General features: G+C 55.2%; 1 protein-coding gene. It reads right to left on the reverse strand.

The window, feature by feature from the left end; genetic code table 11:
• Positions 1–83 precede the first annotated feature (83 nt).
• Positions 84–270 (reverse strand): hypothetical protein (locus NCS03_RS31030; protein WP_250530511.1); only part of this gene is annotated, 187 nt, incomplete at its 5' end.

Here is a 270-nt window from a genome sequence, read left to right on the forward strand (position 1 = left end):
ACGTTGCGTTGCATCCAATGCAAAAGGGTTTGTTGCCATTTATTTATCCTTGTGGTTTTATTTGGGCCAAGCCTGCTGCAGCATTAGGGCGTCTGAGGCGTGCCGATCAGCGATGCCTCCCATTTCGACAAGCTCTGCTGCACATTCAAGGAATAGCTCACGAGTGGTATCGGCTCGGTCAGGGCAGGCATCGCCGGTAGCGTCGGCTCGGGGCATATTTGCGAGCGTGTCGCGCAACCGCCCAAGCTCAGCATAAGCACTATCGCGATC

The organism is Caballeronia sp. ATUFL_F1_KS4A, from assembly GCF_023630905.1.
Taxonomy (GTDB): domain Bacteria; phylum Pseudomonadota; class Gammaproteobacteria; order Burkholderiales; family Burkholderiaceae; genus Caballeronia; species Caballeronia zhejiangensis.